The following is a 417-nucleotide window of genomic DNA, read 5'->3' as shown; positions in this document are numbered from 1 at the left end:
CCGCAGCAGGCGACCATGCCGAGACGGCGCCGCGGCAGGTGGTCCACCAGGTAACCGGCGAACGGCGCCACGCAGAAGAACGGCACGACCTCGGCCAGGCCGATCAGGCCCAGCGAGAACGGATTGCGGGTGACTTCGTAGATGTGCCAGCCAACGGTGACTGCGACCACCTGGTAGGACAGCATCGCAAAGATGCGGTACGCCAGCAGCCTGGCGAAGCCGGGCCGGGACAGCAGGCCCAGCGCGGTGTCTTCGGCCGTGGCAGGTTCGCTCACGACGGGTCGCGCTGCAGCTGGGCCTGCGCGGTCTCGCGGATGAAGGCCAGCATCGCCGCCACGCCGTTGCTGCGGGTGGGCGAGAGGTGGCGGGCCAGGCCGATGTCCTGGATGTAGCTCGGCTCGGTGTCCAGGATTTCCC

1 pseudogene is annotated in these 417 nt (G+C 69.3%); it reads right to left on the bottom strand.

Going from position 1 to position 417, the window contains the following annotated elements:
* Positions 1-275: pseudogene (locus EN850_RS33765) on the bottom strand (hypothetical protein); the annotation flags it as partial.
* Between the last annotated feature and the right edge of the window lie 142 nt (positions 276-417).

It is taken from the genome of Mesorhizobium sp. M8A.F.Ca.ET.207.01.1.1, assembly GCF_004794715.1.
In the GTDB taxonomy this organism is placed as follows: domain Bacteria; phylum Pseudomonadota; class Alphaproteobacteria; order Rhizobiales; family Rhizobiaceae; genus Mesorhizobium.
Note: the sequence above shows the minus strand (reverse complement) of the source record. Positions and strands in the feature narration are given on the sequence as shown.